Below are 24,904 nucleotides of genomic sequence, written 5' to 3' on the forward strand. Positions count from 1 at the left end.
AGAGCCGTCCGCGCCGCGCGGGCGGCTCTTTCGCGTGAATCCCATCAATTTTCGTCAAATGCGTGCCATTCCGGGGCGCTCGCCGCGTCCCGCCATTCATGGCGCGCTGACCCTGCCCTGTGAAAAGCGTGGCCGGTGCCCGTGACAGGAAGGCAACGTCTGGGCAAAATCCCGGTCTGCTGGGAGCGTGGCGTTTGCTTCGCCAGGGATTCCCGATAGAAGCGGGGCTTAGGACCAGGGGACTTCGCCTTCGCGAGAGGGTGATCGTCTGCGGGTGCAAACCCGTGCCGACAAAAAATGAGACGGGCCATTTATGATGTCGATGACGGGTAAGCGCCGGCGTGCGTCGGCGAAGGGCGCCATTGTCATGGCCGCTACCATCGCCGCCAGCGGCAGCGCCTTCGCGCAGCAGATCGTCGTTCAGGGCAATTCCCGGATCGACCCGGATACGGTCCGTTCCTACGTGGTCGGCGTGTCGCCCGAGGAGGGCCGCCGCAACCTGATCGCCAGCGGCATGTTCTCGGACGTCCGCGTCTCGCATAGCGGCGGGCGCATCGTCGTGTCGGTGCGCGAGAACAACCAGATCAACCGCGTCGTGTTCGAGGGCAACAAGAAGGTCGAGAAGGGCACGCTCGAGGGCGTCGTCGAGTCGAAGGCGCGCGGGCCCTACAGCCAGGCGACCATCAACTCCGACCTCGAGCGCATCCGCGAGGTCTACCGCCGCGCCGGCCGCGGCTCGGCCAAGATCGCGGTGCGCACCGTCGACCTGCCCAACGGCCGCGTCGACGTGGTCTACACCATCGACGAAGGCGACAAGACCGGCGTCAAGGAGATCCGCTTCGTCGGCAATCAGGTCTATTCCGACCGCCGGCTCAAGGACCTGATGACGCTCTCGGAGATGAACCTCCTCAGCTTCATCAAGACCTCGGACGTCTACGATCCCGACCGGCTCGCCAACGACCTCGACCTGATCCGGCGCTACTACCTGAAGAACGGCTACGCCGACTTCCGGATCGCCTCGGCGGATTCGCGCTTCGACGATGCGGCCGGCGGCTGGATCATCACCATCACGGTCGAGGAAGGCCAGCAGTACCGCGTCGGCGCGGTCGCGGTCGATTCCCGCATCCCCGGTGTCGACGGCACGGTGCTGCGCGACGAGCTGCGTACCGGCGTCGGCGACGTCTACAACGCCGAGGACGTCGAGCGGACGCTGACCGGCGTCACCACCTCGGTGGCCCGCGCCGGCCATCCCTTCGCCCAGGTCCGCCCGACCGGCGAGCGCGACCGCGCCACCGGCACCGTCGCCCTCGGCTACATCGTCGAGGACGGCCCGAAGGTCTACATCGAGCGCATCAACGTGCGCGGCAACACCCGCACCCGCGACTACGTCGTGCGGCGCGAGCTCGACCTGACCGAGGGCGATGCCTACAACCGCGTGCTGGTCGACCGGGCCGAGCGGCGGCTGAACGGCCTCGGCTTCTTCAAGAAGGTCCGGTTCTCCAACGAGCCCGGTTCGGCCCCCGACCGCGTCGTCGTGAACATCGACGTCGAGGATCAACCGACCGGCTCGTTCTCGGTCGCCGGCGGCTACTCGACGGCGGACGGGATCATCGGCGAGGTTTCGGTCTCGGAGTCGAACTTCCTCGGCCGTGGCCAGTACGTCCGCCTCGCCGGCACCGCCGGCCAGTACACCCGCGGCATCGACTTCTCGTTCACCGAGCCGTACTTCCTCGGCTATCGCCTCGCGGCCGGCTTCGACGTCTTCAACAAGTACAGCGACCAGACCCGCTACTCGCGCTACGTGACCGACGTGGTCGGCGGCCAGCTCCGCCTCGGCCTGCCGATCACCGAGGAGTTCGGCATCACGCTGCGCTACTCGATCTACAACACCGACCTGAAGATCCCGAACACGCTCAAGCGGCCGTACAACGACTGCTCGTTCCCGATCCCGGGCTACACCAAGACCTGGGATCCGGGCACGATCATCAACGGCCGCAACGTCGGCGGCCTGGCCCAGTACCCGAACTGCGCCTATGACGGCGAGGCGTCGATCGCCCTCAAGGAGGCGGTCGGCTCGACGCTGACCTCGCTCGCCGGCGTCACCCTGGCCTACTCGACCCTCGACAACCTGCAGCTGCCGCGCAACGGCTTCTACGGCGAGTTGAAGCCCGAATATGCCGGCATCGGCGGCGATTCGAAGTTCTTCCGCGTCACCGGCGAGGCGCGCTACTACAAGGAGCTGTACGAGGACGTCGTCGGCTTCGTGAAGCTCCAGGGCGGCCACGTCCTGCCGACCGAAGGCAACGCGCTCCGCGTCACCGACCAGTTCTTCCTCGGCCCGTCGCTGGTCCGCGGCTTCGCGCCGAACGGCATCGGCCCGCGCGACGTCGGCTCGGTCGATGCCCGCTCGAACGCGATCGGCGGCACGACCTATGTCGGCGCCTCGGTCGAGGTGCAGTTCCCGATCTGGGGCCTGCCCCGCGATCTCGGCCTGAAGGGCGCGGTCTTCGCCGATGCCGGTACGCTGTTCGGCTACAAGGGCCGCCGCGCCTTCGACGTGAACGGCGACGGCTTCATCAACGGCACCGCCCCGACGGGCGCCTGCAACTTCAGCGCGCTCACCATCGGCGTCGAGCCGGAATGCGTGAACGTCCGCGACAAGCCCACGATCCGCTCGTCGGTCGGCGCGTCGATCCTGTGGAACTCGCCGCTCGGCCCGATCCGCTTCGACTACGCCTACGCCCTCAGCAAGGACGAGGGCCAGAAGATCTTCGGCCAGGACGGCACCTATTACGGCCGGGTCGGCAAGGACCAGACGCAGGCGTTCCGCTTCTCGGGCGGCTCGCGCTTCTAACCTCCCATCGGGCGGGCGCCGACGGCGCCCGCACCGGATCCGCGGTCGCGGGGCATCGAGCCCCGCGGCCGTTTTCGTTTGTACCCACCGTCTCAACCCGCTAGTCCGGGCGCCCTCCCCTTCGACGGGCGGGCGTGCCCCAGCGGATGCAGGTGATGTCGGAACCGGTCTTCTTCCCCCTCGCGGGCCCCGTCCCCTTGTGCGAGGTCGCGGCGCTCTCCGGCGCGACCCTGCCGCCGGATTCCGACGGCGACGTGGTGGTCCGCGCCGCCGCCCCTCTCGAGAGCGCCGGCCCGGACGACCTCGCCTACATGGACAACGCCAAGTATGCCGAGGCCCTCACGACCACGCGGGCTCGCGCCTGCCTGGTCTCGCCGCGCTTCGCCGCCCGAGTGCCGGCCGGCACGATCGCGCTGGTGACGCCGCAGCCCTACCGGGGTTTCGCCAAGGTGCTGGCTCGCCTGTTCCCGAGCGCGGCGCGCCCGACCTCGCTGTTCGGCGCCACCGGCGTCTCGCCGGGCTCCTTCGTCCATCCGACCGCCCGGCTCGAGCCCGGGGTGATCGTCGATCCCGGCGTGGTGATCGGCCCGGAAGCCGAGATCGGGGCCGGGACGGTGCTGGCGGCAGGCTGCGTCGTCGGACCGGGCGTGCGGATCGGGCGGGCCTGCGCGATCGGCGCCAACGCCTCGGTGCTGCACGCCTATCTCGGCAACCGGGTGATCGTGCATGGCGGCGCCCGCATCGGTCAGGACGGATTCGGCTTCGCCATGGGGCCGGGCGGCCATCTCAAGGTGCCGCAGGTCGGCCGGGTCATCATCCAGGACGACGTCGAGATCGGTGCCAATACCACGATCGATCGCGGCGCCAGCCGCGACACGGTGGTGGGCGAGGGCACCAAGATCGACAACCTGGTGCAGATCGCCCACAACGTCGTCATCGGCCGCCACTGCGTGATCGTCGCCCAGGTCGGCATCTCGGGCTCGACGACGCTCGAGGACTACGTCGTGCTCGGCGGTCAGGTCGGGGTGGTGGGCCACCTGCGCATCGGCATGGGCGCGCAGATCGCCGGATCGAGCAACGTCAACAAGGACGTGCCGGCCGGCGCCCGCTGGGGCGGCACTCCGGCGAAACCCGTGCGCGAGTGGTTCCGCGAGATGACGACGCTGAAGAACCTCGCCGCGCGCTCCCGCGACGAGGGCGGCGCGGGGTGAGGCCGCGGAGCCGGGGCGCCTTGCCGCGCTCCCGCCGCAAAGAGCTTGCATCCGCGCCGCTTCTCGCCAAAGACGGCGCACCGACGACCGGAGCGGATCCGGGGCAGCCATGAGGGAGCCTGACACCATGACCGAGATGCCTGCCGAACTGGGTACGGCCGACATCCTGCGGGTGATGGAGCTCCTGCCCCACCGCTACCCGTTCCTGATGATCGACAAGATCGTGCAGATCGACCGCGACGAGAGCTGCATCGGCATCAAGAACGTCACGATCAACGAGCCGCACTTCACCGGCCACTTCCCGGCCGCCCCGGTCTTCCCGGGCGTGCTGCTGATCGAGGGCATGGCCCAGACCGCCGGCGCGATCTGCTGCGCCCACAAGCTTAAGGGCGACGCCAAGCCGAGCAAGGTCTTCTTCATGACCATCGACAAGGCGAAGTTCCGCAAGCCGGTCGTGCCCGGCGACGTGGTCGAGTACCACATGCGCAAGACCAGCAACCGCCGCTTCATGTGGTGGTTCAAGGGCGAGGCCAAGGTGAACGGCGTGCTGGTGGCCGAGGCCGAGATCGGCGCGATGCTGGTGACCGAATGAGCGAAAGCCCTGAGACCCGCATCCACCCGAGCGCGGTGGTTGAGGACGGCGCGGTGATCGGCACCGGCGTCGAGATCGGGCCCTTCTGCCATGTCGGGCCGCAGGCGGTGCTCGGCGACGGCGTCAAGCTCGTGAGCCACGTCGTCGTGGCCGGCCGCACCACGGTGGGTCCGCGCACCCGGATCTACCCCTTCGCGTCGATCGGCCACCCGCCGCAGGACCTGAAGTTCCGCGGCGAGGACTCGACCCTGACGATCGGCGCCGATTGCCAGATCCGCGAGGGCGTGACGATGAATCCCGGCACCGCCGGCGGTGGCCTCGCCACCGTGGTGGGCGATTCCTGCGCCTTCCTCGCCAACAGCCATGTCGGCCACGATTGCCGGGTCGGCAGCCACGTCGTGTTCTCCAACAACGTGATGCTGGCCGGCCATTGCCAGGTCGGCGACTACGCGATCCTCGGCGGCGGCGCCGCGGTGATCCAGTTCGCCCGGGTCGGCGCGCATGCCTTCGTCGGCGGCCTCTCGGGGCTCGAGAACGACCTGATCCCCTACGGCATGGCGGTCGGCAACCGCGCCCACCTGTCGGGGCTCAATATCATCGGGCTGCAGCGCCGGGGCTTTGCCCGCGACGAGATCCACGCCCTGCGCCGCGCCTACCGCCTGCTCTTTGCCCTCGAAGGCACCCTGATGGAGCGGGTCGAGGACGTGGCGGCGGAGTTCGACCAGCACCCGATCGTGCAGGAGATCCTGGCCTTCATCCGCGAGGGCGGCAAGCGCTCGGTCTGCACGCCGCGCGAGGCCCCGGGTCCCGCCTGATGGACGCCGCCTGGTGACCGAACCGGCGCGTGCCGAGACGAGCAGGGGGCCGGTCGCGATCGTCGCCGGAGCCGGCCGGCTGCCGCTCCTCATCGCGGCCTCCCTCGATCGGGCCGGGCGCGCCTGCCGCGTGCTGGCGATCCGCGGCTTCGCCGATCCGGCGACCCGGCGCCGGGCCGACGCCACGGTCGACCTGCTCGACGTGCGCGGCGCCCTCGACACCTTGAGCGCCTGGGCGCCCGACGGGGTGACGCTGGCCGGCGCGGTGGCGCGGCCGAGCCCGGCCGCCCTCTTCAACACGATGGCCGCCTACCGCAACCGCGACGCCCTGCGCTCGCTCGCCTCCGGCGGCGACGACCACCTCCTGCGCGGCGTGCTGGCGCTGCTGGAGGAACATGGCCTGCAGGTGCTCGGCGTGCGCGACCTCGCCCCGAACCTGATGGCGCCGGCCGGCCGCCTCGGCGCGCTCGGTCCCGACGAGGCGACGGAGGCCTCGGTCGAGGCCGGCCGGACGCTCCTCGCCAGCCTGTCGCCGCACGATGTCGGACAGGCCGCCGTGGTGGCGAGCCGGCGGGTGCTGGCGGTCGAGGGGCCGGAGGGCACCGACCGGATGCTCGCCCGTGCCCGCGCTCTCGCCCGCCGCCCCCTTGGCCTCGGCCGCCCGCCCGCCGGGATGGTGCTGGTCAAGCGCGCGAAAGACGGCCAGGACCTGCGCGTCGACCTGCCGGCGATCGGCCCGCGGACGGTCAAGCGCGCCGCGGAAGCCGGCTGCGTCGGCATCGCGGTCGGGTCCGGCGACACCCTGGTGCTCGACCGGCAAGAGACCGTGGCGCTCGCCGACCGCCTCGGCCTGTTCCTCCTCGGCCTGCCTCCCGATTCCTTGCCCCCCGATTCCTTGCCGCCCGATCCGGAGCCCACCCGTTGAGCGAGCGTCCCCTCACGATCTGGCTGGTGGCCGGCGAGGAATCCGGCGACCAGCTCGGCGCCAAGCTGATCCGCTCGCTGCATGGCCTCTCGGATGGCCCGCTGGCTCTCTCCGGCGTCGGCGGCGACGCGATGGCGGCGGAGGGCATGGCGTCGCTGTTCCCCCTCGAGGACGTGGCGGTGATCGGCTACCTCGCGGTGGCGGCGCGGATCCGCCTGCTGATGCGGCGCATCCGCCAGACCGTGCGGGCCTGCGTGGCCGCCCGTCCCGACGTCCTCGTCATCATCGACAGCCCGGGCTTCACCCACGCGGTGGCGAGCCGGGTGCGCCGGCAGCTGCCGGACCTCCCCGTGGTCGATTACGTCAGCCCGAGCGTCTGGGCCTGGCGCCCGTGGCGGGCGAAGACCATGCGCGGCTACATCGATCACGTGCTCGCCCTGCTGCCGTTTGAGCCCGACGCCCATCGCCGCCTCGGTGGGCCGGCCTGCACCTATGTCGGCCACCCGCTGATCGAGCGCCTCGGCGATCTGCGCCCCGGCCCGGCCGAGATCGCGGCCCGGCAGGCTCCCGAACCGGTGCTCGCGGTGCTGCCGGGCTCGCGCCGCACCGAGATCGAGCGGCTGATGCCGATCTTCGGGGCCGCCCTCGCCCGGCTCCGGGCGCAGGGCCATGCCGTCACGGTCGAGCTGCCGGCGGTCGCCCGCCACCGCGCCCTGATCGAGCGCCTGGCCGGAACCTGGCCGGTGCCCCCACGCCTGATCGACGGCGAGGCCGACAAGCTCGCGACCTTCCGGCGCGCCCGGGCGGCGCTCGCCGCCTCCGGCACGGTGACGCTCGAACTGGCTCTGTCCGGCGTGCCCATGGTGGTGGCCTATCAGGTGCCGAAGATCGAGGAGGTGATCGTGCGCCGCCTGATCCAGGTGCCGACGATCGTGCTGCCGAACCTGATCCTCGGCGAGAACGCGATCCCCGAGCTGATCCAGGCCGAGTGCACGCCGGAGCGGCTGGCGGCCGCGCTCGGGCCGCTCCTGCCCGCAGGCCCGGCCCGGGCGGCGCAGGAAGCCGCGCTCGCGCGCCTCGACGCGACGATGCGGCTGCCCGACGGCGACGATCCGAGCCGCAGCGCGGCGCGGATCGTGCTGGCGGCCGCTACCGGCTCTTCAGGTAGTCGAGCATCGTCCCGGCATCCGAAACCTTGAGGCCGACCCCGGGCGGGTCGTCGCGAAAGCCCGGCTCGACGAACATCTTCCGGATCACGCCGTCCTCGACGTGCATCGAGTAGCGCCAGCTGCGCATTCCCATGCCCTGGCGTCCGCGCTTGACCAGCATGCCCATCTGGCGCGTGAAGTCGGCATTGCCGTCGGGCAACATGAACACCTTCTCGATGGCCTTGGACCGCGCCCACTGGAACATCACGAAGGCGTCGTTGACCGAGAGGCAGATCACCTGGTCGATGCCGAGGGCCGCGAAATCGTCGGCATGCTGCTCATAGCCCGGCAGGTGGTCGTCGGAGCATGCCGGCGTGAAGGCGCCCGGCAGGGCGAACAGCACGATGTTGCGGCCCCCGAACACCTCGGCCGAGGGCAGGTCCCTCCACTCGAACGGGTTAGGTCCGCCGAGGGCGTCGTTCCTGACGCGGATGTGGAAGGTCACGTCCGGGACGGTGGCGGGCTGCATCGAAACCTCGTGGGCTTTCAAGGGATCTTGATCGAGGGAGTCGCGGACGAGCGAGATGGGCGCCACGAATCTAACCCTGCGTCCGGGCGACCGCCACAGAAAATCGCCCGGACGCGGGCCGCCGGAGCGCGGCGGTCATCCGGGATCTGGCACCGGACAGGCAAGCGTCCTCCACCCGGGCTTGATCACCCGGACTTGATCACCCGGACTTGGACACCCGGACTTGGACCGATCCAGCGCACCGATGCCGGTCGCAGCGAGTTCGGGCCCCTTCACAGGCCCGCATCTCCGGTCGGGCAGGTCCGGCCGGATGCCGGCCTGCCTCCAGTCACAGCGCCTTGGCGAGATACACCCCGATTCCGCCCCGGAACGGCTCCTCGCGCTCGACGGCGAAGCCCGCCCGCCGATAGAAATCGAGATTGGCAGCGAAGGCTTTGTTCGTTCCCAGCCTGATCGTGGTGTACCCGAGCGCGCACGCTTCCTCCTCGGCCCGCCGCAGCATCCACCGGCCGAGCCCTTGCCCATGATGCGCGGGGGCGACCGCCAGATTCTCGACCCAGAGATGATCGGCGCGCGGGATCGTCTCGACCAGAGCCACGAGCGCACCGAACCGCTCCAGCAGGTCGAAGCGATGCATGCGGACCGCCTGCGCGTAATCGGCCGTCATCGGCGTGGGCTCCCGGCCGATGACCGGCACCCATTTCGCGTAGGCCGCTCGCACCAGGGCCTGGATCGCCGGGATGTCCGCCTTCGTCGCGGGCCGCGACGTCCCGACGGCGGAGGCGCCCGGACGCGTCGCGGCGGCGGTCACCTCGACTTCGACCAGCGCGTCCGGCCGTGCCAGCGCCGCGACGACGAGAACGGTGACGGCCGCGGGCGCGTCCGACGCCCAGCGTGTCCGGCGCACCCGATCGAGTTCGGGGAGGTCGGCGGCACGGGTCAGGAAGACCGTTGCCCTTGCGACATCCGGCAGCCCCAGGCCGGCCGCGGCGAGCAGCGCCTCGACGTTGTCCATCGCCTGCACGAGTTGGCCGGGGAAGTCCTCGCGCATGCGCCCATCCGGTGCGACGCCGAACAGGCCGGAGACGAAGAGCGCCCGCCCGACCGGGGCCTCACAGGCATGGGTGTCGATCGTGCGGGAGGCCTCCGGCACGGTCCAGGCGGTCAGCGGGTCGATGGTCTTCACGGTCGTTCGCCTTGGCTTTGCGCCCCGGCTCCCGAGGGATCGGGCTCCATCGCACGGGGCAGGTGACGCCCCGCCGCGCTCACGGCCGCGAGGCTCGGAGACGCGATCCGGTGTGGGTGCCAGCGAGCAGCGCGGGGGCCGCTCAAGCTGCGAGGAGCGACACGCCCCCATCCCGCCGACCGCGTCGAACGCGGCGTCGGCCTCGGACGATCATCGTCGGGCGGGTCGGGCACATGCGGTCACGCTAGACGGCGCCTTCCCCAAAGGCAACAGGATCGCGTCGTCGGTCGGCGGAGCCTGGCAGCCCCGTGCCGTGCCGCACCACGTCGGCGGGGCGTCCGGTCCGGCACCGCTCAGAAATTGTAGCCGACGCGCAGCCGCATCTGATGGCGGTCGAAGCTCGACAGGTCGAGGGGACCCGGCTCGTCCACCGCGCGCCCGGCGACCTGGACGCTCCAGGTGAACGAGGCCCAGGCCTGCGGCGACAGGGTCGTGTAGAGCGTCGGCCCGAGATAGACCGCCTCCCCGGCGAGCCGGTCGAGCGCGAGACCGTCATAGGACCGCGCGTAGCGCGCCTCGGCCCCGAGGAAGAGGCCGGGCCGGACCTGATAGGCCAGGGCACCCGCCGCCTCGACTCCCGATCCGAAGACGCGTTCGGCCGGCGCACCCGACCGCGTCGACGAGAAGGCGAAGCCCAGGTTGACGGCAGCGACCAGCTTGCCCGGAATCAGCTCGCGGTCCGCCAGCAGACCGACATCGGTGCCGACGCTGCGCGCGGGCATGCCGGAGCCGCCGTCGATGGTGCCGTAAGCCGGCACGACGCTCAGCGTCAGACCGAATGGTGCGGCACGGCGGTCGAGGAGGCGCAGGCGGGTCTCGAGGAAGCCGCCGTTGAAGCCGCCGGTGGTCCGGGCCGGGCTGCCGGGCTCCCCGATCTCGGTGGCGTTGAAGGTGACGCCCGGTGCGAGGCGGACATCGTTCGTCAGCGGCATCTTCAGGGCGAGGCCGCTGTCGATCGCGAGGAAGCGGCCGAGGCGTTTGCCGAGCCGCCCGCTCGTCTCCCATTCGAGTTCCACCTCGCCGGGCACGCCGAGGTCGCTTCCTTCGGCGAAGCCGAACAGGTGCTCGCTGTCGAGGTCGCCGGGCGTCAGGTTCTCGGCCGCCGTGGGCAGGGATTGCGCCCGCAGCGGTGAACTTGCCATCCCGGCGATCGAGGCAAGGACGAGACCGGCGATGCGGGACGGGGACAGGAGCGGCGTGGATTGCATCGCAACGGCTCATCATTATAGCTTGTGCTATAATTAATAGATACGTTCATTCAATCGGTCAATGGCTGGTGCCGATTGCCGGCGTCGAGGGCGCGCGTCCTGCTGCGAACGGGACATTCGGCGGGCGGGCCGCCGCGCCCGATCTGGTCGCGTGCGAAGCGAGGCGGATCCCGCACCGTGCCAGGCCCAGCCCGTTTCCCGGCCCCAGGGCCGTGCCGACCATCGCGGGCGTCGATCGCTCCGGCAGGGAGGGCCCCCTTCCACAGGAGGCACCCTCTGGCTGGTCCGCTATCAAGATCCGTCCAGTCCCCTGCGACCTCGCATCGGCGCTGACGGAATGCCGCAGATCGGTGCTTCGGGTCGTCCGATTCGATCAGGAACCCGCCCGCTCATCATATGTTATCGGACCACTCACCGCGGCACACCGCATATCATGGGAGATACGGCGATGGCGGACAAGAAGCAGCAGTCTCAGTCAACCAATACTGACGACAACACCCGCCACAACAACAAGAATCCGGATGCGCCGAACCAGGGCACCGTGCAGCACTCGGATGACGGCCGGCTGAAGGAGAACCGCGAGAAGGGCATCCATCGCGGCGACAAGGAATAATATCTTACAATAACGGGAACAGGAGGGCCGCCGCGAGGCGGCCCTTTCTTGTTGGCGCCGGCCACCCCGCAACCGGCCGCGTCATCCCGGGGTCTCGAGCGCCGCCGAGGCCCGGGATGACGCCGGGACCGTCATGACGGCGCGGATACCGCCGCCGGACGCCCGTCGCGCCAGGGGCGCAGCGGTTCCGGGATGCGGAAGTCCCGCGGCACCGCGAAATCGCGGGCGGCGCCGTGGGCGGCGGCGAAGCCGCCCGGGAAGCCGCTGCGATGGTGGTATTCGTAGGTCCCGGGGGGCGGCAGGCGCTTGTCGCCCGTGAGGCCCTGGACGCAGGCGATGTCGGCGAGCGTCACGCCCACCACCGCGGCGGTGGCCAGCGCCAGGTTGCCGGCGCGGGGATTGTCGCCCTCGAAGCCCGTCGCCAGGGTGGCGAGGTCGAGGGCGTCGCCCGCGACCCGGCCCCAGATCCACGGGGTGGGATCGTGGCTCATCAGGATCGCGGCGCCGGTGGCGACCTCGCGGACACCGTAGGCCTGGATCAGGGCCTCGCGGCCCGGAAGGCCGAGCGCCCGGCACAGCGCGCGGGGCGCCAGGATCTCGGCAAGTCCGAGCCCGATCGAGAACCAGCCGAGGCCGCGGGCGAGCGCATCGTGGGCGGAGCGGGCGCGTGGGTTCACGCTTCTGTTCATGACGGGCTCCTCACGGCCGGATCATCACCTTGATGCAGCCGTCCTGCTTGTCGCGGAACGTGCGGTACATCTCCGGCCCCTGCTCGAGCCCCACCGTATGGGTGATGACGAAGGACGGATCGATCTGCCCCTCCTCGATCCGCCGCAGCAGGTCGTCGCTCCAGCGGTTGACGTGGGTCTGGCCCATGCGGAAGGTCAGGCCCTTGTTCATCGCCGCGCCGAACGGCACCTTGTCGATCAGGCCGCCATAGACACCCGGAATCGACAGCACCCCGGCCGGGCGGCAGGCCATGATCATCTGGCGCAGCACGTGGGGCCGGTCGCTCTCCAGCATCACCGCCTGCTTGGCGCGGTCGTAGATCGCGTCGAGCGAGGTGGTGGCGTGGGCCTCCATCCCGACCGAGTCGATGCACTTCTCCGGGCCCTTGCCGCCGGTCATGTCGTTGAGCCGGGCGACCACGTTCGATTCTTCGGTGAGGTCGATCGTCTCGGCGCCGCCGGCCCGGGCCATGGTCAGGCGCTCGGGCACCCGGTCGATGGCGATGACGCGCTTGGCCCCGAGCAGGATCGCCGAGCGGATCGCCATCTGGCCGACCGGGCCGCAGCCCCAGATCGCGACGGTGTCCTCCGGCTGGATGTCGCATTGCACCGCCGCCTGCCAGCCGGTCGGGAAGATGTCGGAGAGGAACAGCAGCTTCTCGTCCGGGATCCCCTTCGGCACCTTGATGTGGGTGGCATCGGCGAAGGGCACCCGCAGGTACTCGGCCTGGCCGCCGGCATAGCCGCCGGTGAGGTGGGTGTAGCCGAACAGGCCCGCGGTGGTGTGGCCGAAGGCGGCCTCGGCGAGCTTGGCGTTGCGGTTGGTGCGTTCGCAGACCGAGAAGTTGCCGCGCTTGCACTGCTCGCACTGGCCGCAGATGATGGTGAACGGCACCACGATCCGGTCGCCGACCTTCAGCGTTTTGTTGTCCCGGCCGACCTCGACCACCTCGCCCATGGTCTCGTGGCCCATGATGTCGCCCGACTTCATGCCCGGCATGAAGTGGTCGTAGAGGTGCAGGTCGGAGCCGCAGATGGCGCAGGAGGTCACCTTGATGATCGCGTCGCGCCCGTCCTCGATCGTCGGATCGGGGACCGTGTCGCAGCGGATATCCGCAGTGCCGTGCCAGACGAGGGCCTTCATCGCTGATCGGTCTCCCGGGGCTCTCGTGCCGCGGAGGCCGGGATTGGCTGTCCGTGCGCACGAACCGGCCTCCGGCAGGGATGCTTATACTCCCTACCGGTAACCGGCGATGCTCGGACAACCGATCAGTGTCGGGGCTGTTCCTTGATGCCCCGACGCCGTCAGCGCGGCCTGGCCGCCGCGCCGCCGCGGCGCAGCTCCAGGGTCGCCCAGCCCTCGATCAGCCGGCGCCGGCGCAGGCGGAACCCCTGCGCCGCATAGGCCGAGAGCACGCCCGGCACGTCGCGGGGGATCAGGCCGGACAGGATCAGGGTCCCGTCGGTCGCCACCGCGCGGGCGAGACTGGGGGCGAGCCCCCGCAGCGGCCGGGCCAGGATGTTGGCGAAGACGAGGTCGTAGCCGCGGGCGACGCGGGCGAGCGGATGGCGCAGGCCCGGCGCCTCGTAGAACGCCATCAGGTTGGCCAGCCCGTTGAAGGCGGCGTTGGTGCGCGCGGTCGCCACCGCCTCCGGGTCGAGGTCGCCGGCGATGACGCGGGAGTGCAGCAGGCGCGCGGCGGCGAGGCCCAGGATGCCGGTGCCGGTGCCGACATCGAGGACGCGCTGGGGCCGGCGGCGCTTCACCTCGTCGACGAGGGCGAGGAGGCAGCCCAGCGTGGTGCCGTGATGGCCGGTGCCGAAGGCGAGCGCCGCCTCGATCTCGATCGGCAGGTCGTTGGGCTGGACCCGGCCGCGATCGTGCGAGCCGTGGACCAGGATGCGGCCCGCCCGCACCGGCTTGAGGCCCTCGAGCGAGGCACGCACCCAGTCCTGCTGGTCGATCGCCGCGAAGACCGCCTCGTCGGCCGCGTCGCCGACGATCGGGCGGATCAGCTCGCGCACCCCCTCCTCGTCCGGCTCCTCCGAGAAATAGGCTTCGAGATGCCAGGTCCGGCCGTCCTCGGCTTCGAAGGCCGCCACGGCGGTCTCGGTCGGGTCGAAGACCTCGCCGATCAGGTCGGTCATGGCCCGGGCGGCGCGCTCGTTCGTGTCGAGTCGCAGCACGTGGGTCGGGCGGTGGGGCGGCAGGCCTTCGAGCATGCCCGCGCCATAGCATCCGCGCCGTCCGCCGTCACCGCCCCGTCACGCCGATGCGGCATCTGTCGGCTGCGCGACGCGCCCCGCCGCTCCTCTCCGGCCACCCCAGGGTGTGACATCGGCGACACGGCCGGCCCGTCGTGAGGGCTCCCCCCGGAAAGCCGGGGAACCGGCGCCGCGGGTCGGCGTTCATAGCGGCGCCGGTCGCCAGAAGCCGGCCGTTGAAGGATCGAACGATGCGTACCCGAGTTCGCGAGCAGGTTCGGCCGGACGAGTCCGCCGCCCCGGCTCAGGCTCCCGTGCGGGCTTCCACCGGCCTCCGGGATGCTGCCACTTCGCGGGATTCCGCGCCTCTGCCGGGCAATGCCCCCTGGCGCCGTGCGGCGCCGCTCACCGCCGAGGATACGGCCCTGCCGGGTCGCATGCTCATGCTGCTCAGCCGGCTCCACCGGAGCGAGATGCAGCTAAAAGCCGATTCCGAGGCCGCCGGGACGCAGGGCGCCTGATCCGAGCGGGCGTCGCGCTGCCCCGGATGGTCGCCAGCCGGCCATCCGGGGCAGCCGATCGACGGGGATCGGCCGCGATCGCTCCGCCTCACGCCCCCAGGCGCGAGCCCAGGCGGGCATCCGGGACGTAGCCGCGGTTCCAGGTCGGGCTGATCACCACCTCGTTCAGGCAGACGTGCTTCGGGCGCGTCGCGACGAACAGGATCAACGCCGCCATGTCGTCGGGCTGGAGCATGCGGGCGCGATCCTCGGCGCTGACGGGCACCGGGCGCTTGTCGAGGATCGGCGTCGCCACCTCGGCCGGGCACAGGACCGTCGAGCGGATGCCGTTGACGCATTCCTCCATGTTGATGCTGTGGCTCATCGCCACCACGGCGTGCTTGGCCGCGGTGTAAGCCGGGCCGCTGACCGGACTGACGTAGCGCCCGGCCCAGGAGGCGGTGTGGATCAGGACGCCGTCGCCCTGCCGGCGCATCAGCGGCAGCACCGCCAGCGAGGCGTAGAAGGCGCTCGACAGGTTGGCGGCGATCACCGCCTGCGCCCCGTCCGGCGACAGGGCGTCCCAGCGCCGCTCGCGCACGTTGCTGCCGGCATTGCTCACCAGCACGTCGAGCCGGCCGAAGCGCTCGGCGATGCCGGCGACGATCGCCTGGATGCGGGCCGAATCCGTGACGTCGCCGGACTCGACCAGGGCCTCGCCGCCGGCCTCGGCGATGCGCGCCGCGAGTGCCCGCAACGGCTCCTCCCGCCGCCCGGTGAGCACCACCCGGGCCCCCGCCCCCGCGAGGGCCAGAGCCGCCGCCTCGCCGATGCCGCTGCCCGCACCCGTCACCCAGGCGATCTTGCCGGTGAGATCCTGGCTCATGGTCGTCTCCTCCCTGTCCTTGTCGTTCGCCGACCCTGCGCCGTGAGCGGAGCGGGCCGTCCCGACTGTCTGCCCAGTTCCGATGGCACGGCGCAAGCGTGCGGGCGACGGTCCGGTTCCCAATCGTCGGGATCGGTTCGATCGCGGGGGAGCCGGGACGAAGGCAGGATGTCGTCACGCGCCACCGGCGCAGGGCGGTCGGCGGAAACGGCGTGGCGCGGGCTTCCCGCTTGCGGATCACGGGCAAGCCCGCGATCTGTCGGCGAGGTGGGACGTCCCGCGACACGCATCGACGCCGAGACGACACGGAGGCGAGCAATAAAAAAAACGGACTCCACGCAGTCGGGGGCCGCGTCGAGTCCGTCGGACGTCGCCCCGCGTGCCAGTCACGCAAAGGCCCTCAACGATCTGATCAGTGCAGGTAGCCCAGGAAGAACAGGATCAGGATGATCGGGATCGGAATACCGATCAACCACAGCAGCCCACCCTTCATCATTCGCGCCTCCATGACTCCATGAATACTCTTATGGAGTAACAACGGAGCTTGGCGCGATCTGGTTCCGGCCGAACACGAACGCGGGAGCGGTGCCCGCCGCCCCTCACGCCGCCCGCCCCACCGCCGCGCTCGCCGCCGCGACGCTGACCCGGTCGCGCCCCCGCGCCTTGGCCTCGTAGAGCGCCGCGTCGGCCCGCGCGATCGCCGCCTGGATGTCCGCGTCCTGCCCCGACAGGACGGCCACGCCGATGCTCACCGTGACCGGTATGACGCGGCCGCCATGGGCAATCCCGGCGCCCCGCACGGCGAGGCACAGGCGCTCGGAAATCTGCGCCGCCTCGGTCACGCCGAGGCCGACGAGCAGCACCACGAATTCCTCGCCGCCGAAGCGGGCCACCGTATCGGTGCCGCGCACCGCCTCCGCCAGCAGGTCGCCGACATGGCGGATCACCGCGTCGCCGGCATCGTGGCCGTGCTGGTCGTTGACGCGCTTGAAATGATCGATGTCGACCACGAGCACGGCCACGCCGCAGCGACCGCCGCGGGCCTGCACGAAGGCGTCCTCGGCCGGCTTGATGAAGCCGCGCCGGTTGAGGAGGCCGGTCAGCACGTCGGTGCCGGCGACCTGCCGCAGATCCTCGATCTGACGCCGGTAATACGCCGCGACGCGGGTCGAGCGCTGGGTCGCGTCGCTGAGCTCGCGCTCGACGGAACCGATCCGGCGCAGGAGCGAGCGCAGGGCCGCCGACAGGGCGACGAATTCCCGTGCGCCGTCGAGGCGCGGCAGCGTCGTCGCGTCGGCGTCGCGGCCGAACCGGTCGGCCGCCTCGGTCATCCGCCGGAGCGGGGCGGCGGCGCGGCGGCCGAGGCCCCAGGCGAGGGCGATGCCGGTCAGGGCCGCCACGGCGCCGAGTCCGAGCAGCGCCTGGATCGAGCGTTGCATCGGGGCGAAGGCCTGCACCTCGGGCCGGGTCGCGACCACGATCCAGCCGAGGCCGGGATCGCCGCCGGCAATCCCGCTCCGCTCGCCCGTCGCCGCCGAGGCGAAGCCGGCAAGCCGCGTCTCGCCGTCGATCACGGCCGCGAAGGTCCCACGCCCCCCCTCGACCATGGTGCCGAGCCGGGCCGGGCCGAACGGCGCCGTCCCGAGATGCGGCCCCAGGATCACCCGCCCGCGGCGGTCGAGCACCCACAGATCGGTGCCCGCCAGCCCCTCGTCGAGGAGGCGGCGGCGCGCCCGGATGGCCCAGTCCCAGCTCACGTGGCCGCCGAGGACGCCGATGACCCGGCCGGCGGCGTCGCGCACCGGCGCTGCCAGGTCGACGAGGCGCAGGGGCTCGGGCTCGGTGCGGACGAGGCGGCGGCCGAGGAGCACCGCCTCGTGCACGTCGCTGACATTGGGCTTGGCGAGACCGGTCTCGAACCAGGTCCGCCCGTTCATCGCCAGGTCTTCGAGCAGGCCTTCGGTGCCGACCCGCACCCGCCCGTCCGGCGTCACGAAGCCGAGCCAGGCATAGTCGGGCGCCGTCGTCCGCATGGCGGAGAGGACACCACGGATCATCGCCGGGTCGCCGGTCCAGCGCTCACGCAGGGGTTCGAGGCCGGCGACGACCTGGATCTCGCGAAACCGCTCGCGCAGGGTGGTGTCGAGGCTCTCGGCCATGCCGGCGGCGAGGCGGGCGAGCCGCGCCTCGGCGAGCCGGACGGTACTCCGCCGCTCGAGCCAGACGGCGCCGCCCACCGTGACCGCGACCAGGGCGAGGCAGAGCAGGCCGACCAGCGCGGCGAGCTGGTGCTCGAAGCGGAGCCGATTCCGGAACGACACGACGCACCTCCGCGACTGGAGGCCCGTTCTCCCGTGTCGGCCATAACGACAGGTTCAGCCGATCGCTCGCATTCGAACGATCGCGTCGTCCCCGGGGTGACGATCGATCTCAGCGCCCGTCGCGGTCGCATGCCGTGGCGTCGTCCGCCGAGATTTGGGCGCTGCCGCAGAGTTTTATCACGGAACGAGCCATCACGCCCGCGAACTCTGCTTGGAACCACGCTCGATCGCACGGCGATCAGGTGCGGCTCCAGGTCTTTGATCTTGCCCTGTCGCCTGCGACGAACCGCTATCCGCCCCGGCGAAAGATGCTCTAGGGCTGGTCCTGGTTGTCCGGGTCCGGGCGGCGCCCCTGGCTGTGGAGCCGCCGCTCATGCGCGCCCCGCTCGGCGGCGTCGGTGAGGTGGGTGATGAGGGCACCGGCGGCGCCGAGGGGGATCAGCAGGAAGATCGTGCCGCCATCGGGCCCGCTCACCTCAGCCGCCAGGGTATCGCCGCCGTCGATGGTGCTGACGGCGGTGATGCTGGTGATCGAGAGAACCCGGGGTCGTGCGTCATCGGTCATGCCTGCCACTCCTGCGGCACAGATGCCACGAAAGCGGCGCTGAACAATTACTACCGCGTTACACGATAGAGAAAATTCGTCCATCGTGAAGAGCCGATCGTCTTAGGCCGATCGGTCGAGACGGAAGCGCCGTCACGGCGCCGCGCAGGTCATGCCGCCGCCCTCGGCCCGCGCGACCTGCGGATAGGCGCAAACCGGCCGCGACCACAGGACCGCCCCGCCGGCATCGCGCTTCGTCGCCGTGAGCTCGCGCGGAGCCTCGCCGGACTCGACCCAGCGCTCGAGCGCCGTCAGCGGATCGATGCCGGTATCGGCGATGCCCGGCCCCTCGGTGCCGATCCCGCAATGATCCATGCCCGGCACCATGAACAGGCGTGCGGTATCCTTGAGCTTGTCGAGGCCGCCCGCCCCCTTGGCGAGGGCCTCGTAGAAGGCGACGCTCAGGAACGGCGTGACCAGCGGGTCGCCCCAGCCGTGATAGATCAGGAGCTTGCCGCCGGCGTCGCGGAACGCAGCCAGATCGGCGACGGGCCGCACGGTAGCGCTCGCCGGGTCGTAGGTGGCGGCGTTGTAGACCTGCGCCTGCGGCGCCAGCCGGGCCGGATCGGTCGAGACATCGAAATCCGTCACGCGATAGGCCGGCCCGGGCGAGGGCCAGAAGGCCATGTAGCGCAGGAAATCGGCGGCGAAGAGCGGCAGGATCGCCGGTGCGTTGCCCAAGCCCGTGAGCCAGCGCGGCCAATGCACCTCCGAGCCGAGCGGAATGCCGCCCGGGTAGAGTTGCCGGCCGGCGGCGTCGGTCGGCCCAGCATACCATTTCTCCAGCACCCCGACCTCGGCGTCGCTCAGGCACTCGGGCGCGGCGGGCCCGGTGCAGCGCAGGGAGGACGGCGTGAAGCCGCATTGCCGCGGATCGGCGACGAGCCCCTTCGTCCCCGAGTCGCCGCAGGCCGCCGCGACCGCGTCGGCCACCAGCCTGACCCGCGGCGTGGTCAGGATCGGCTTGCCGTCGGCGCCAGCATTCGCCTTCGTCACCCAGGCGAAGGTGGTGGCGACGAGGCCGGTGTAATCGAGGGCCGGCGCCCCGCTGATGATCCCGTCGAAATCCTTGGGGTATTTCAGCGCCTCCATCGCCGCCATGCGGCCGCCGGTGGAGCAGCCGGCGAAGTAGGATTTCGCTTGCGGCCGGTCGTAGAAGGCCCGCACCAGCGCCTTGCTGACCCGGGCGGTCTCGGTCACCGCGCGCTGCCCCCAGTCCATCCGGGCGACGAGGTCGGCGACCGCCCAGCGCCCGTCGGCCGAGCCGGTGCCCCAATGGCCGGAATCCATCGTCGAGGCGGCGTAGCCCCGGCGCAGGCCGTGATTCATCGCGTTGGTGAAGCCGGGCGCGTCGGCGTTGAGGGTGCCACAGAAGCCGCCGCAGCCCGTGCCGTAATACTTGCCGTTCCAGTTCTGCAGCGGCAGCCGCACCTCGAAACTGATCGCCGGCCGCACCGTGCCGAGCACCCGGCAATAACCCGGCAGGTCGCCGGCGGCCGGCACCTCGGCGGCGGAGTGGAGGTTCACCGCCTCGATCCTCAGGGTGGCGAGCGCCCCGCACTCGCCGGCGAGCGCCGGCGCCGCCATCAGGCCGGCCGCCATCCCGACCGCGACCCCGAGTGTCCACCGCATCGTCCCCTCCCGGCTTTTCCGGGAGCTTAACCGAACCCCTTGCGCCGTCGCCAGTGGAATGCGCTAAACCCGCCGGAACGACGGATCAGGGCGGGAACCACGATGGCAGGCAGCAGCGCCGGCGACGACTTCCAGGATTTCGGCACCTACGACTTCATCGTGGTCGGGGCGGGCTCGGCGGGCTGCGTGCTCGCCAACCGCCTCTCGGCCGATCCCGGCCGGCGGGTGCTGGTGCTGGAGGCGGGCGGGCGCGACAACTGGATCTGGTTCCACATCCCCGCCGGCTACCTCTTCGCCATCGGCAACAAGCGGGCGGACTGGCTGTTCACCACCCAGGCCGAGGCCGGGCTGAACGGGCGCCAGCTCGCCTATCCCCGCGGCAAGGTCATCGGCGGCTCGTCGGCCATCAACGCGATGATCTACATGCGCGGCCAGGCCGCCGATTACGACGGCTGGCGCCAGCTCGGTCTCGACGGCTGGGGCTGGGACGACGTGCTGCCCTACTTCCTCAAGCACGAGGACCACATCGCGCCGCCCAATGCCTTCCACCGCTCCGGCGGCGAGTGGCGGGTCGAGCCGCCGCGGATCCGCTGGGCGATCCTCGATGCGATCCGCGACGCGGCGGAGGCTGCCGGCATCCCCAAGATCCCGGATTTCAACACCGGCGACAACGAGGGCTCGTCCTACTTCCAGGTCAACCAGCGCCGGGGTCGGCGCTGGAGCGCGGCCCGCGGCTTTCTCAAGCCGGCGCTGAGCCGCCCGAACCTGCGGCTCGAGACCGGGATCCACGTCGAGCGGGTGCTGATCGAGGACGGGCGCGCCGCCGGGGTCGTGTTCGCGCGCGGCGGGCAGCGTTACGTCGCCCGGGCGAGCGGCGAGGTGGTGCTCTCGGCCGGCGCCGTCGCGACCCCGAAACTCCTCGAACTCTCCGGCATCGGCGACGGGGCCCGGCTCCGGGACCTCGGGATCGATGTCGCGCATCACGCCCCGGGGGTGGGCGAGAACCTCCAGGACCACCTGCAGATCCGCCCGGTCTACAAGGTGACCGGCGTCCCGACGCTCAACCTCACCTACGCCAACCTGATCAAGCGCGGCTGGATGGGCGTCGAATACGCGCTGTTCCGCACCGGCCCGCTGACCATGGCGCCGAGCCAGGTCGGGGTGTTCACCCGCTCCTCGCCCGACTACGCCACCGCCAACCTCGAATACCACTTCCAGCCGCTCTCCCTCGACAAATGGGGTGAGGGCCTGCATCCCTTCGGCGCCTTCACGGCGAGCGTCTGCAACCTGCGCCCGTCGAGCCGCGGCAGCGTGCATGCGGGAAGCCCCGATCCGCTGGCGCCGCCGGAGATCCGCCCGAACTACCTCTCGACCGAGGAGGACCGGCGCGTGGCCGTGGATTCGCTGAAACTCACACGCCGCATCGTGGCCCAGGCGCCGCTCGCCCGCTACCGGCCGGAGGAGCACCTGCCGGGCCCCTCGATCGCCAGCGACGTCGACCTGCTCAAGGCGGCGGGCGACCTCGGCACCACGATCTTCCATCCCGTCGGCACCGCCCGGATGGGGGCCGACCACGATGCCGGCGCAGTGCTCGACGCGCGCCTGCGGGTGCGCGGGATCCGAGGCCTGCGGGTGGCCGACGCCTCGGCGATGCCGCGCATCCCGTCCGGCAACACCAACTCGCCGACGATCATGCTGGCCGAGAAGGGCGCGGCGATGATCCTGGAGGATGCGCGCTGAGGCCTCCGGCCTCGGCCCCTACTCCGCTGCCATGAGCACCGGCGCCCGCTGGCTCGCGGACAGGTAGATCAGGCACGAGCAGCGCAGCAGCGAGGCGAAGTTGCGCACCTCGCCGTGGCGCTCCAGCACCTCGTCGTGGAGCTTGGTGGCGAATTTCGCCACGCTCAGCCCCTCCTGGCGGGCGATCTCCTCCAGAATGGTCCAGAACGCCGTCTCGAGGCGCAGCGACGTGCAGTGCCCGCCGATCCGCAGCGAGCGCGTCTCGTAGGCGTAGCGCTCCGGCGTCTGCTCGGCGAAGATCCGGCACATGGGGGGCTCCTCCCTGTCTGTCGGGGAAGACTATTGAAGCGGGGGGCGGATCGGCAAGCGGCCGATGCGTCGCGGGCGAGACGATCGCGGCGCAGCATTTTCCCCGGTACCATGGCGAGGGCGGGCCCGCGACGATCGCGAATCGTCCGTGCAGCCTTGGCGGTGAGGCTGCGTTGACTCCCGAACATCCGGGAGAACGCGATGGCGCGGGAGACGATATCCGACGGCTTGATGCGGACGAAGCCGATCGACCGCCTGCGGCAAGACGCGGAGGGTGGGAGCCACGGCCTCGAGCGCACCCTCGGTCCCTGGAGCCTGGTCGGTCTCGGCATCGGGGCGATCATCGGGGCCGGGCTGTTCTCGCTGACCGGCATCGCCGCGGCGGAGAATGCCGGGCCGGCAGTGGTGATCTCCTTCGCCATCGCGGCGATCGGCTGCGCGCTCGCCGGCATGTGCTACAGCGAACTCGCCAGCATGATCCCGGTCTCGGGCAGCGCCTACACCTACGCCTACGCCACGATGGGCGAGTTCGTCGCCTGGATCATCGGTTGGGACCTGGTGCTCGAATACGCGGTCGGCGCCGCCACCGTATCGGTCAGCTGGTCGAAATACGTCGCCACCCTGCTGCAGGATTGGGGCATCACCCTGCCGCCGCGCCTGCTCCACTCGCCGTTCGAGACGGTGCAGCTTGCCGACGGGTCGAGCATCCACGGCCTCGTCAACCTGCCGGCAGTGCTGATCCTGTGCCTGATCTCGCTGCTCTTGATGCGCGGCGTGCGCGAATCGACCCGGGTCAACAGCGTCATCGTCGTGGTGAAGATCGCGGTGGTGCTCGCCGTCGTCGGGGTCGGGCTGTTCTACGTCAAGGCGCAGAACTACGTGCCGTTCATCCCGGAGAATACCGGAACCTTCGGCGAGTACGGCTGGAGCGGCATCATGCGGGCCGCCGGCGTGGTGTTCTTCGCCTATATCGGCTTCGACGCCGTCTCGACCGCGGCGCAGGAGGTGAAGAACCCGCAGCGCACGATGATGGTCGGCATCCTCGGCTCGCTCGCGATCTGCACCGTGCTCTACATCGCCTTCGCGGCGGTGCTCACCGGCCTCGTCCCCTACGCCTCGATGAAGGGCGATGCCGCCCCGGTCGCCACCGCGATCAAGCAGACGCCGTTTCCCTGGCTCCAGAGCCTCGTGACCCTCGGGGTCATCGCGGGCTTCACCACCGTCATGCTGGTGCTGCTCTACGGCCAGTCGCGGGTGTTCTACGCCATGGCGAACGACCGGCTGCTGCCGAGGTTCTTCGCCGCCATCCACCCGACCTGGCGCACCCCCTACCGCTCGAACCTGTTCTTCATGGTGTTCGCGGCCTTGCTCGGCGGCCTCACGCCGATCAGCACGCTCGGCCACATGACCAGCATCGGCACGCTGCTCGCCTTCATCATCGTCTGCGCCGGTGTCGTCATCATGCGGCGCACCCACCCGAACGAACCGCGCGGCTACCGCACGCCATTGGTGCCGTTCGTACCGGCGGCCGGCATCCTGGTCTGCCTAGCCATGATGCTGTCCCTCGACGGCGAGACCTGGCTGCGGCTGGTGGTGTGGCTCGCGATCGGGCTCGCGATCTATTTCGGCTACGGCCGGCGCCACAGCCGGGTCGGACGCGAGGCGGCAAGCTGACCACTCCCCTCCCCTGGCGGCGACTGGCGGGACTGGGCTAAGGCAGTCCGGTCCCGCGCACGGCGTGCGCCAGGAGGCATGGCCATGCAGATCCACAAGAGCGGCTCCCGTCCGTCGCAGACGGGCTCCGCCGAGTACTTCACCGGCCGGGTGCGGATCGACCCGCTGATGAGCCCGCCGGACCCCGCCCGGGTCGCCGGCGCCCACGTCACCTTCGAGCCGGGGGCGCGGACCGCCTGGCACATCCATCCCCTCGGCCAGACCCTGATCGTCACCGCCGGCCTCGGCTGGGCTCAAGAGGAGGGCGGGGCGATCGAGGAGATTCGCCCCGGCGACGTCGTATGGTTCCCGCCCGGCATCCGGCACTGGCATGGCGCGAGCGCCACGACCGGCATGAGCCACATCGCCATCCAGGAAAAGCAGGACGGCAGCGCCGTGACCTGGCTCGACCCCGTGACCGACGCCGAGTACGGCGCGCGATAGAGGAGCCCCCATGCCGCACGTCATCGTCAAGCTCTATGCCGGCCGCAGCGACGAGCAGAAGCAGCGCATCGCCGATGAGGTCACCAAGGCCCTCATGACCGCCGCGGGATCCTCCGAGGGCTCGATCTCGGTCGCGATCGAGGACGTCGCGCCGAGCGCCTGGACGGCGAGCGTCTACGAGCCCGACATCGTCGCCAAGCCCGAGACAATCTTCAAGAAACCCGGCTACGCCCCGGCCTGAAACCGAAAAACCCCGCCGGGCGAACCCGGCGGGGTTTTTCGTATCTTGGTTGCGGGGACAGGATTTGAACCTGTGACCTTCAGGTTATGAGCCTGACGAGCTACCGGGCTGCTCCACCCCGCGCCAACGCGTGATCGTGATGAGGGAACGTGACGTGCTTGGCAGGTCTGGCGGTGACCGACTCTCCCGTGTCTTGAGACACAGTACCATAGGCGCTGGGGCGGTTAACGGCCGAGTTCGAGATGGGATCGGGTTCAGATCACCCCGCTCAGACCACCAGACCGGCCAAGCACGTTCGTCCGGCAAGCATGTGTGTGTGTCTTCATCGTGCTGTGGTGTTGGTCGATCCGGACACGGATCATGAGAGCGATCAAGCCGATCGAGCGATTAGTACTGGTCAGCTCAGCGCGTTACCGCGCTTGCACATCCAGCCTATCCAC

At 70.7% G+C, this 24,904-nt stretch carries 23 protein-coding genes, 1 tRNA gene and 2 rRNA genes; 12 read left to right on the forward strand and 14 right to left on the reverse strand.

All coding sequences use genetic code 11. The features are described from left to right. The first annotated feature begins 313 nt into the window (after positions 1 to 313). The 6 genes from bamA (at position 314) to lpxB (ending at position 7,596) form a co-directional block, all read left to right on the forward strand. Positions 314 to 2,854, forward strand: a complete 2,541-nt coding sequence (bamA, locus tag FF100_RS26660) for an outer membrane protein assembly factor BamA (protein ID WP_139038790.1) — start codon at positions 314 to 316, stop codon at positions 2,852 to 2,854. Positions 2,855 to 3,009: 155 nt separating this feature from the next. Continuing rightward, positions 3,010 to 4,065 (forward strand): UDP-3-O-(3-hydroxymyristoyl)glucosamine N-acyltransferase, encoded by a 1,056-nt coding sequence (gene lpxD, locus FF100_RS26665; RefSeq protein ID WP_139038791.1) that lies wholly within the window; start codon positions 3,010 to 3,012, stop codon positions 4,063 to 4,065. A 136-nt stretch (positions 4,066 to 4,201) separates the two neighbouring features. After that, the gene (gene fabZ, locus FF100_RS26670) at positions 4,202 to 4,657 is read left to right on the forward strand and encodes a 3-hydroxyacyl-ACP dehydratase FabZ (RefSeq protein WP_395413591.1); all 456 of its coding nucleotides are present in this window, start codon (positions 4,202 to 4,204) and stop codon (positions 4,655 to 4,657) included. Continuing rightward, a complete protein-coding gene (gene lpxA, locus FF100_RS26675; RefSeq protein ID WP_139038792.1) occupies positions 4,654 to 5,472 on the forward strand; it encodes an acyl-ACP--UDP-N-acetylglucosamine O-acyltransferase in 819 nt (272 codons plus the stop codon). The genes fabZ and lpxA overlap by 4 nt, the downstream gene beginning before the upstream one ends. 13 nt (positions 5,473 to 5,485) lie before the next feature. Next, a complete protein-coding gene (locus tag FF100_RS26680; protein WP_139038793.1) occupies positions 5,486 to 6,397 on the forward strand; it encodes an LpxI family protein in 912 nt (303 codons plus the stop codon). After that, complete coding sequence (gene lpxB, locus FF100_RS26685) at positions 6,394 to 7,596, forward strand: lipid-A-disaccharide synthase (protein ID WP_171070338.1); 1,203 nt, start codon at positions 6,394 to 6,396, stop codon at positions 7,594 to 7,596. The genes FF100_RS26680 and lpxB overlap by 4 nt, the downstream gene beginning before the upstream one ends. Here lpxB and FF100_RS26690 read toward each other — a convergent pair. The 3 genes from FF100_RS26690 to FF100_RS26700 all read right to left on the reverse strand — a co-directional run bounded on the left by FF100_RS26690 (position 7,547) and on the right by FF100_RS26700 (position 10,528). Continuing rightward, positions 7,547 to 8,074: a peroxiredoxin gene (locus FF100_RS26690; protein ID WP_139038794.1), complete on the reverse strand. Its 528-nt coding sequence runs from the start codon at positions 8,072 to 8,074 to the stop codon at positions 7,547 to 7,549. The genes lpxB and FF100_RS26690 overlap by 50 nt on opposite strands. A gap of 328 nt (positions 8,075 to 8,402) precedes the next feature. Continuing rightward, positions 8,403 to 9,431 carry a GNAT family N-acetyltransferase gene (locus FF100_RS38520; RefSeq protein ID WP_342779024.1) on the reverse strand — a complete coding sequence of 343 codons (1,029 nt, stop codon included), beginning with the start codon at positions 9,429 to 9,431 and terminating at the stop codon, positions 8,403 to 8,405. A gap of 182 nt (positions 9,432 to 9,613) precedes the next feature. Beyond that, positions 9,614 to 10,528, reverse strand: coding sequence for a hypothetical protein (locus FF100_RS26700; protein ID WP_246102397.1), 915 nt, complete (start codon positions 10,526 to 10,528; stop codon positions 9,614 to 9,616). Between the two features lie 448 nt (positions 10,529 to 10,976). Between FF100_RS26700 and FF100_RS37315 the strand changes: the two genes are divergently transcribed. Beyond that, positions 10,977 to 11,141, forward strand: a complete 165-nt coding sequence (locus tag FF100_RS37315) for a hypothetical protein (RefSeq protein ID WP_171070339.1) — start codon at positions 10,977 to 10,979, stop codon at positions 11,139 to 11,141. A 131-nt stretch (positions 11,142 to 11,272) separates the two neighbouring features. On the opposite strand, the gene FF100_RS26705 is transcribed toward FF100_RS37315, so the two are convergent. The 3 genes from FF100_RS26705 to FF100_RS26715 form a co-directional block, all read right to left on the reverse strand. Beyond that, positions 11,273 to 11,830 carry a cyclase dehydrase gene (locus FF100_RS26705; protein WP_139038795.1) on the reverse strand — a complete coding sequence of 186 codons (558 nt, stop codon included), beginning with the start codon at positions 11,828 to 11,830 and terminating at the stop codon, positions 11,273 to 11,275. Between the two features lie 10 nt (positions 11,831 to 11,840). Further along, positions 11,841 to 13,013, reverse strand: coding sequence for a zinc-dependent alcohol dehydrogenase (locus FF100_RS26710; protein WP_139038796.1), 1,173 nt, complete (start codon positions 13,011 to 13,013; stop codon positions 11,841 to 11,843). A gap of 161 nt (positions 13,014 to 13,174) precedes the next feature. Then, positions 13,175 to 14,092: a 50S ribosomal protein L11 methyltransferase gene (locus FF100_RS26715; protein ID WP_139038797.1), complete on the reverse strand. Its 918-nt coding sequence runs from the start codon at positions 14,090 to 14,092 to the stop codon at positions 13,175 to 13,177. A 233-nt stretch (positions 14,093 to 14,325) separates the two neighbouring features. Here FF100_RS26715 and FF100_RS26720 point away from each other — a divergent pair, with 233 nt between their 5' ends. Then, a complete protein-coding gene (locus tag FF100_RS26720; RefSeq protein WP_139038798.1) occupies positions 14,326 to 14,595 on the forward strand; it encodes a hypothetical protein in 270 nt (89 codons plus the stop codon). 88 nt (positions 14,596 to 14,683) lie between these two features. Here FF100_RS26720 and FF100_RS26725 read toward each other — a convergent pair whose 3' ends face one another. From FF100_RS26725 to FF100_RS26740, 4 genes are all read right to left on the reverse strand, one after another. Beyond that, positions 14,684 to 15,460 (reverse strand): SDR family oxidoreductase, encoded by a 777-nt coding sequence (locus FF100_RS26725; RefSeq protein WP_139038799.1) that lies wholly within the window; start codon positions 15,458 to 15,460, stop codon positions 14,684 to 14,686. A 599-nt stretch (positions 15,461 to 16,059) separates the two neighbouring features. Next, positions 16,060 to 17,781 (reverse strand): sensor domain-containing diguanylate cyclase, encoded by a 1,722-nt coding sequence (locus FF100_RS26730; protein WP_139038800.1) that lies wholly within the window; start codon positions 17,779 to 17,781, stop codon positions 16,060 to 16,062. Between the two features lie 313 nt (positions 17,782 to 18,094). Further along, positions 18,095 to 18,346 (reverse strand): hypothetical protein, encoded by a 252-nt coding sequence (locus FF100_RS26735; RefSeq protein WP_139038801.1) that lies wholly within the window; start codon positions 18,344 to 18,346, stop codon positions 18,095 to 18,097. Positions 18,347 to 18,478: 132 nt separating this feature from the next. Further along, positions 18,479 to 20,017, reverse strand: a complete 1,539-nt coding sequence (locus FF100_RS26740; RefSeq protein WP_139038802.1) for a tannase/feruloyl esterase family alpha/beta hydrolase — start codon at positions 20,015 to 20,017, stop codon at positions 18,479 to 18,481. Positions 20,018 to 20,119: 102 nt separating this feature from the next. On the opposite strand from FF100_RS26740, the gene FF100_RS26745 reads away from it, so the two are divergent. Then, on the forward strand, positions 20,120 to 21,757 hold the full coding sequence (locus FF100_RS26745; protein WP_139038803.1) for a GMC family oxidoreductase: 1,638 nt from the start codon (positions 20,120 to 20,122) through the stop codon (positions 21,755 to 21,757). A gap of 18 nt (positions 21,758 to 21,775) precedes the next feature. Here the strand turns inward: FF100_RS26745 and FF100_RS26750 are convergent, their stop codons facing one another. Then, positions 21,776 to 22,066: a ribbon-helix-helix domain-containing protein gene (locus FF100_RS26750; protein ID WP_139038804.1), complete on the reverse strand. Its 291-nt coding sequence runs from the start codon at positions 22,064 to 22,066 to the stop codon at positions 21,776 to 21,778. A 231-nt stretch (positions 22,067 to 22,297) separates the two neighbouring features. Here FF100_RS26750 and FF100_RS26755 point away from each other — a divergent pair, with 231 nt between their 5' ends. From FF100_RS26755 to FF100_RS26765, 3 genes are all read left to right on the forward strand, one after another. Continuing rightward, positions 22,298 to 23,740, forward strand: a complete 1,443-nt coding sequence (locus FF100_RS26755) for an amino acid permease (RefSeq protein WP_246102399.1) — start codon at positions 22,298 to 22,300, stop codon at positions 23,738 to 23,740. A gap of 84 nt (positions 23,741 to 23,824) precedes the next feature. After that, positions 23,825 to 24,223 (forward strand): (R)-mandelonitrile lyase, encoded by a 399-nt coding sequence (locus FF100_RS26760; protein WP_139038806.1) that lies wholly within the window; start codon positions 23,825 to 23,827, stop codon positions 24,221 to 24,223. Between the two features lie 10 nt (positions 24,224 to 24,233). Beyond that, positions 24,234 to 24,464 (forward strand): tautomerase family protein, encoded by a 231-nt coding sequence (locus tag FF100_RS26765; RefSeq protein ID WP_139038807.1) that lies wholly within the window; start codon positions 24,234 to 24,236, stop codon positions 24,462 to 24,464. Positions 24,465 to 24,510: 46 nt separating this feature from the next. Here the strand turns inward: FF100_RS26765 and FF100_RS26770 are convergent. The 3 genes from FF100_RS26770 to FF100_RS26780 form a co-directional block, all read right to left on the reverse strand. Continuing rightward, positions 24,511 to 24,587 (reverse strand) — tRNA-Met (locus tag FF100_RS26770). 42 nt (positions 24,588 to 24,629) lie between these two features. After that, a 5S ribosomal RNA gene (gene rrf, locus FF100_RS26775) occupies positions 24,630 to 24,745 on the reverse strand. An 85-nt stretch (positions 24,746 to 24,830) separates the two neighbouring features. Next, positions 24,831 to 24,904 (reverse strand): 23S ribosomal RNA (locus FF100_RS26780); the annotation flags it as partial.

The organism is Methylobacterium terricola (genome assembly GCF_006151805.1).
GTDB classification, from domain to species: domain Bacteria; phylum Pseudomonadota; class Alphaproteobacteria; order Rhizobiales; family Beijerinckiaceae; genus Methylobacterium; species Methylobacterium terricola.